This is a genomic window from Streptomyces sp. NPDC050121, assembly GCF_044460385.1.
Taxonomy (GTDB): domain Bacteria; phylum Actinomycetota; class Actinomycetes; order Streptomycetales; family Streptomycetaceae; genus Streptomyces; species Streptomyces soliscabiei.
Map to the genome: position 1 here is coordinate 1 of NZ_JBITJV010000093.1, position 5,985 is coordinate 5,985.

The following is a 5,985-nucleotide window of genomic DNA, read 5'->3' on the forward strand; positions in this document are numbered from 1 at the left end:
CGCTGCCGTTCGTTCAGATGCGGCAGCACCACCGCGAAACGGCAGTCGAGTTGGGACAGCATCTCCTCCGTGATCGCCATACCAGGCCAACGAATGGCTGATCGCGAAGCAACAGGTTGATCCTTGACGGCTTCTGTGGACCCAGCATCGCTGGTGGCGGGCGGCCGGGAACACTTCGGCCAGCGCCTTCCACAGGCCCATCGCGCCGTCGCCGACGACCAGTTCGGGATCGCGCATGCCGCGACGGCGGCAGTCGCGCAGCAGGTCGGCCCACGATTCCGTGGACTCGCGCAGCCCCTCGGCCAGTGCGATCAGTTCCTTGGTGCCGTCCAGGCGCACACCCATCAGCACCAGGATGCAGGAGTGCGCCTGTCCGAGCCGGACCTTGGGGTGCACGTCCTGCCACTGCTTCGTCAGCCGGGTCACGGTCGCCGGGGACAGACCGGCCGCCGAGCCGAGGAACTGCTCCAGCGCGGGCACGAAGTCCCCCGAGGACAGCCCGTGCAGGTAGAGCAGCGGCAGCACCTCACTGACCTTGGGCGACTTGCGGCACCACGGCGGCAGGATCTTCGAGGAGAACCGCATCCGCTCTCCGGTGGCCACGTCCACCCGCTTGTCGTTCACACGCGGGGCCGTGACCTCGACGGGACCAGCTGCAGTGGTCACAGTGCGAGGCCGGTGGTGGCCGTTGCGGACCACCAGACGGCGCCCTGCCCCGTCCGTCTCAGCGGCCAACTCGGCTATGTACTAGTTGACTTCGGCCTCCAGCGCGGCGGCGAGCATCCTCCGGGCGCCCTCGCGGACGATCTCGTCAATCAGGGATCCGGACTCGGTGGAGCTGTCGGCGTTCACTACGCTGAGCACGGGCGTGCCTTCCCGACCCGCGCTGCGAACGCGGGCCTCTACTCGGTGACTTGTAGATCATTGGGGAAGGTACGCCCTTCGCGCACTCCCCGAGAACCGATCCACAAGTCCTGAGCATTGCTCCTGTTCGTGGGTGCTGGGGTGGCTGCGAGATGATTGCGCGAGTCGTACGGTCGCTGCCTCGACTCACACGACTGTCATCTCAATCGTTTTGCCGCACCGCCGTGTGCGTCCTCGTGCGCGGCGACGTCGAGAGGAATCGTCCCCGTGGGTGAAATCGAGGCCGTCGAGGACTTTCGGCGACGTATCGGGGTGCCCGGGCTTGTCGACGTACACACGCACTTCATGCCGGAGCGGGTCCTGCGCAAGGTGTGGGAGTACTTCGACGCGGTCGGCCCGGCGACCGGCATCGAGTGGGGCATCACCTATCGGCAGGAGGAAGGCGAACGGATCGCGCTGCTCCGGCAGTTCGGGGTGCACGCCTTCACCGCGATGCTCTATCCGCACAAGCGCGGCATGGCTTCCTGGTTGAACGAATGGGCCGCCGACTTCGCGGGACGCACGCCCGACTGTCTGCACACGGCCACCCTCTATCCCGAGGACGGCGTGGCGGAGTATGTGCGCACGGCGGTCGAGGCGGGGGCTCGGGTCTTCAAGTCCCATCTGCAGGTGGGGGCGTACGACCCGACTGACGAGTTGCTCGATCCGGTGTGGGGGACGCTGGCCGAGGCGGGAGTCCCCGTGGTCATGCACTGCGGGTCAGGTCCCGTACCCGGCAAACACACGGGACCCGAGCCGGTGGGGAGGCTCCTCGCCCGGCATCCGCGCCTGCGCCTGGTCGTGGCGCACATGGGGATGCCGGAGTACACCGATTTCCTGGACCTGGCCGAGCGGTACGACGAGGTGCGCCTGGACACGACGATGGTGTTCACGGATTTCAGCGAGCGCTTCACCCCGTTCCCCGTAACAGAACTCGGCCGGCTCGCCGACCTCGGCGATCGGATCCTGCTCGGCACCGACTTTCCCAACATCCCTTATCCGTACGTCCATCAACTCGAGGTACTTGAACGGCTCGGGCTGGGTGAGCAGTGGTTGCGCGGGGTCTGCTACGAGAACGGGGCACGGCTCTTCGCCCTGTAGGCACCGCGGCGAAGACGTCCTGGACGGCGACGGTCGGATGTCGCCGCCTTTCCCGCGGCGTCTCGGCGCATGGCGGTCATGCCGAGGTCGGCAAGGCGGGGCACGAAGGCTACGTCGAGCTGCTCGACGGGGTGGAGCAGTCCGCGGTCGCAGGTCTGGGCCCGCCACACAGTGGCCCCGGCCCCCGGGAAGGGCGGGTTGACGCCGATCTCGCCCTTCGGGAGGGAGTCGTTGAACCGCGTCGCGATGCCGTTCTCGCTCCAGCAGTTCCACGCCTGGAGGGCCTCGCCCTGCTCGAAGGCGAGGTAGAGCTGGAGATAGCGCTCCAGGAAGCGCATTACGCGGAAGATCCATGGTCCTGCCACGTCCCCGCCGAGCCGCGGACGGACGTAGCACGGGCCACGCGGCCGACGCTGTGACTCCGGTGTCAGGTACCGCTCCGGCGGCAGAACTTCGCTTGAAGTAGGTCGGTGAAGATACCGATGGGGTCGTCCCAACCGCCACTGGTCCAGTCGCCGTTGACGTTGGTGGTGACCATCTGTTCGCCATCGCGAGCGCCGTAGGTGTAGGACCACGATCCGAAGAGCGCACCCCCCATGCCCCAGACGGTTTCCCCGCAGGGCAGCCTCAGCGAGGAAACGCCGAGGCCGTAGGCGGTGTTGGAAATCCAATCGCGGGTGGGCACGGTGGTGAACATGTCGCGTTGCTGGTCCGGTGGCAGTATTCGGCCCCCCAGCAGGGCGCCGAAGTACCGGTTGAGGTCCCCGGCGGTGGAGATCATGCCGCCGGCTGCCCAGAACATGGATGAATCGAACTCGGTCGCATCGTGGACCGGCGCGCCAGGGTCGGTCTGGAACAGCTTCGTGTAGTGCCGGGAGTGCGGCCCGTGGATCGTCGAATCGCTGCCGAGCGGCAGGTACGTGCCGGCCAGGCCGAGCGGGCGGGCGATCCGCTCGGCGATCTCCTCGGCGAGCGCGCGGCCACCGGCTCGTTCGACGATCATGCCCGCCACGACGTAGTTGGTATTGGAGTACGCCCACCCCGAACCCGGTGGGAAGGAGGCCGGGTGGGATACGGCGATCCGCACCAACCGCTCGGGGGTGTGGGCCTCGTAACGGTTCAGTGCTTCCTGGTCATCGGTGTAGTTGAAGATCCCGCTGGTGTGGTTGAGCAGCATTCTGATGCTCACTTTGGCCCCGTCGTGGTGGTGGCCGTGCACCGTACCGGGCAGCCACTGTTCCACGGTGTCGTCCAGGCTCAGCCGGCCTTCGGCCGCCAGTTGCAGCACGACGGTGGCCACGAACGTCTTGCTGATGCTGCCGATGCGGAACCGGTCCTGCTGTGAGCGCTTGCGGCCGGTTGCAGTGTCGGCGACTCCTGCGGTCCCGAACCACTGCCGGTTGCCGTCGCGGACCTCGGCAAGAATGCCGGGGAGGCCGCCCTGAGTTACGGCTTCCTCGAGTACAGGGCGGATCGCCTCGCAGCCCTCGGCCCTTGAGGCCGACGTGGACTCGGATACCGCGCCCGCAGCCTCGGCCGGTTCGGCGCCCGGTTGGCCATTGTCTGTACGAGGGATGTGTTGGCGCATGTGGTTCTCCTTGTCGTGGGTGACCCGTGGATGGCCGCGCGGCCCGGCTCCACGGCGTGATTCATTGGCCCACCGGCTCTCAGCAGGGGCTTGGGGCCGAGCGCAGCATGCGATCCATCGCGCACTCCTGCAGGACTCACTGCACATCCAGGCCAGGTCACGCCCGCGGCGTGACCTGGCCGTGTCAGCTGCTTCCCGTGGTCACCGAACCTGGCTGCTGAGCGTCTGCCGTACGCGGTCTGCGAGTTCGGCCTGATCGATACCGGCCAAGGCGAGAGCGCGTGGCACGGTACCGATCTGAGCCTGCAGGATCCCGAGTAGCAGATGCGCCGACCGCAGGTCCTTCTTGCGGGCCAGGGCGAATCCCCGTTCCAGTGCGAGTCTGGCGGACGCGCCCAGCTTGGGTTGCTGGGAAGCGCGGCTCGGCCTGGGAAGGTCATAGGTGGCCGGAGACACGCCGATCATGCTCAGGCTGTGCTCGAACTCTCGATCCAGGGCCGCGCGGACAGCAGCGTGATCGAGCCCGACCGAGGCCAGGATCTGCTGTGCGGTGGACCCCTGATCTGCGGCGAGCGACAACAGGAGATGGTGCGCGTCGGTCGTCGCCGACCCGTCCTCCTGGGCTTCGCGCATCGCCCGCACGATGACCGCGTGCAGGTACTTGTCAAACGTGCTCATCGCCGCGTCTCCTCAGCTTGATTCCGGCGGCGATGAGCCGCTTGGCGTGCTTCTTGTGGACGGCTTGTCGGGTAACGCCGAGTGCCTCGGAGACCTGCGGCCAGCTCCAGCCCGCGCGCATGGCCTGCTCGACAGCGGCGTCCTCCAGTTGATCGGCAAGGCGCCGCAACGCAACGACAGCCGCCAGGGCGTCAGCGGACTCTTGAGGAAGGGGATGCTTGGCGGCGGACATGCAAGCAACTGTAGTTGACTAATGAGGATAGTCAACCCGAGTTGCCAATGACTGGCAAAAGGCGGGGTGACGCGTCCGGGACTCGCGATCGTGGGCCGACGTGTCGGCAAACGAGGGCACCCTCAAGTGATCACGGACCCACAGGTGGGCACTTGAGGTTCCCCCGCTGCGCGGGAGTGGCTGACTAGCAGGTCAGGGCGGGTTGACGTGGTTTCAGGTTCACTTGTTCGGCCGTTGCCCGGCTGGCGTAGTGCTTCTCCTCGTACTCGATCGGGCTGAGGTAGCCGAGCCGTTTCTGGATGCGGCGGGGGTTGTAGAAACCGTCGAGGTACTCGAAGAGCGTGAGGTTCGCTTCGGCTCTGGTGGCGAAGACGCGGCCGCGGATGCACTCGGTCTTGATGACCATCCACAGGTTCTCCGCGAGGGCGTTGTCGAACGAGTCGCCGACCGAGCCCATGGACGCCTGGATCCCTGCCCTGACCAGGCGTGTTGTGAGCTTCACGGACGTGTATTGACAGCCGTGGTCGGCGTGGTGAATGAGCTCGCCGGGGGCGACTTCGCGGCTGGCCAGGGCGTATTCGAGCGTGGTGAGGACCAGGTCGGCGTCGGCGCGGGCTGAGGTTTCCCAGGCCACCACCCGGCGGGAGAACGCGTCGCGGATCGCGGACAGCCACAGCGGGCCCTCCTCGGTCGCGATCATGGTCAGGTCGGTTACCCACAGGCGGTTCGGCCCGTTCGCGGTGAAGTCGCGTTGCACCAGGTCAGGGCGAGGTCGGCGTCTGGGTCCCGGCGGGTGAAACCCTTGCTCCGGCGGGGGCTGATCCCGGCGAGGCCGGCCTGGCGCATGAGCCGTTCGACACGCTTGCGGCCGACGTGGACGCCCTCACGCCTGAGGACGGCGTGCACGCGGGGTGAGCCGTAGATCCCGCCGGAATCGGCGTGGACCTGCCGGATCATGTCCGTCAGCTCGGCGTCCTGGCGGTGCCGCTCGCATGGCTCTTTCTCGGCCTGGCGCCAGCGGCAGTAGGTGGATGAGGGGATGGAAAGTTCCCGGAGTACGGGCTCGACCCCCAGGTGCGGGTGCGCCTCGACGAGCGCGGTCACCTGGGCCGGGTCGGGTCGAGCTGGGCCGCGAAAAAAGCCGAGGCCGTCCGCAGGACCTCGTTCGCCCGTCGCAGTTCCCGCACCTCGCGCCGCAGCTGAGCCAGCTCGTCCTTCTCCTCGGTGGTGAGCATGTCGTTGCGTTCGCCGGCGTCGGCCTCGGCCTGGCGGATCCAGTTGCGCAGGGCCTCGTGGTGCACACCGAGTTCCTCGGCCATGCGGCGGATCACGGGCTTCGGCTCGGCGGTCCGGTACATCCGGACCGCACGCTCACGCAACTCCAGCGGGTACTTCCAAGACCACGGAGTTAGAGCGGATCCGCGGTTGTCAACTGGGCGGGGGCGAAGGGTGTTGAAGGTCGGGTGCGATCCACTCCGGTTCG

8 protein-coding genes and 1 pseudogene are annotated in these 5,985 nt (G+C 67.4%); 1 reads left to right on the forward strand and 8 read right to left on the reverse strand.

What is annotated here, in order from left to right; all coding sequences use genetic code 11:
* Positions 1 to 132: 132 nt before the first annotated feature.
* A pseudogene (locus ACIBTS_RS49060) lies at positions 133 to 864 on the reverse strand (transposase); the annotation flags it as partial.
* A gap of 258 nt (positions 865 to 1,122) precedes the next feature.
* Between ACIBTS_RS49060 and ACIBTS_RS49065 the strand changes: the two are divergent.
* The gene (locus tag ACIBTS_RS49065; RefSeq protein ID WP_399328475.1) at positions 1,123 to 2,004 is read left to right on the forward strand and encodes an amidohydrolase family protein; all 882 of its coding nucleotides are present in this window, start codon (positions 1,123 to 1,125) and stop codon (positions 2,002 to 2,004) included.
* Here ACIBTS_RS49065 and ACIBTS_RS49070 read toward each other — a convergent pair.
* From ACIBTS_RS49070 to ACIBTS_RS49100, 7 genes are all read right to left on the reverse strand, one after another.
* On the reverse strand, positions 1,971 to 2,342 hold the full coding sequence (locus ACIBTS_RS49070; protein ID WP_399328462.1) for a hypothetical protein: 372 nt from the start codon (positions 2,340 to 2,342) through the stop codon (positions 1,971 to 1,973). The genes ACIBTS_RS49065 and ACIBTS_RS49070 overlap by 34 nt on opposite strands.
* A gap of 89 nt (positions 2,343 to 2,431) precedes the next feature.
* Positions 2,432 to 3,592 (reverse strand): serine hydrolase domain-containing protein, encoded by a 1,161-nt coding sequence (locus ACIBTS_RS49075; RefSeq protein ID WP_399328464.1) that lies wholly within the window; start codon positions 3,590 to 3,592, stop codon positions 2,432 to 2,434.
* A gap of 201 nt (positions 3,593 to 3,793) precedes the next feature.
* A complete protein-coding gene (locus ACIBTS_RS49080; RefSeq protein ID WP_399328466.1) occupies positions 3,794 to 4,270 on the reverse strand; it encodes a Clp protease N-terminal domain-containing protein in 477 nt (158 codons plus the stop codon).
* Positions 4,257 to 4,502: a hypothetical protein gene (locus ACIBTS_RS49085; protein WP_399328468.1), complete on the reverse strand. Its 246-nt coding sequence runs from the start codon at positions 4,500 to 4,502 to the stop codon at positions 4,257 to 4,259. Before ACIBTS_RS49085 ends, ACIBTS_RS49080 begins: the two co-directional genes overlap by 14 nt.
* A gap of 184 nt (positions 4,503 to 4,686) precedes the next feature.
* Positions 4,687 to 5,259 (reverse strand): IS3 family transposase, encoded by a 573-nt coding sequence (locus ACIBTS_RS49090; RefSeq protein ID WP_399328470.1) that lies wholly within the window; start codon positions 5,257 to 5,259, stop codon positions 4,687 to 4,689.
* Positions 5,214 to 5,606, reverse strand: coding sequence for an IS3 family transposase (locus ACIBTS_RS49095; RefSeq protein WP_399328472.1), 393 nt, complete (start codon positions 5,604 to 5,606; stop codon positions 5,214 to 5,216). Before ACIBTS_RS49095 ends, ACIBTS_RS49090 begins: the two co-directional genes overlap by 46 nt.
* Positions 5,603 to 5,985 (reverse strand): transposase (locus ACIBTS_RS49100; RefSeq protein ID WP_399328473.1); only part of this gene is annotated, 383 nt, incomplete at its 5' end. The genes ACIBTS_RS49100 and ACIBTS_RS49095, both read right to left, overlap by 4 nt.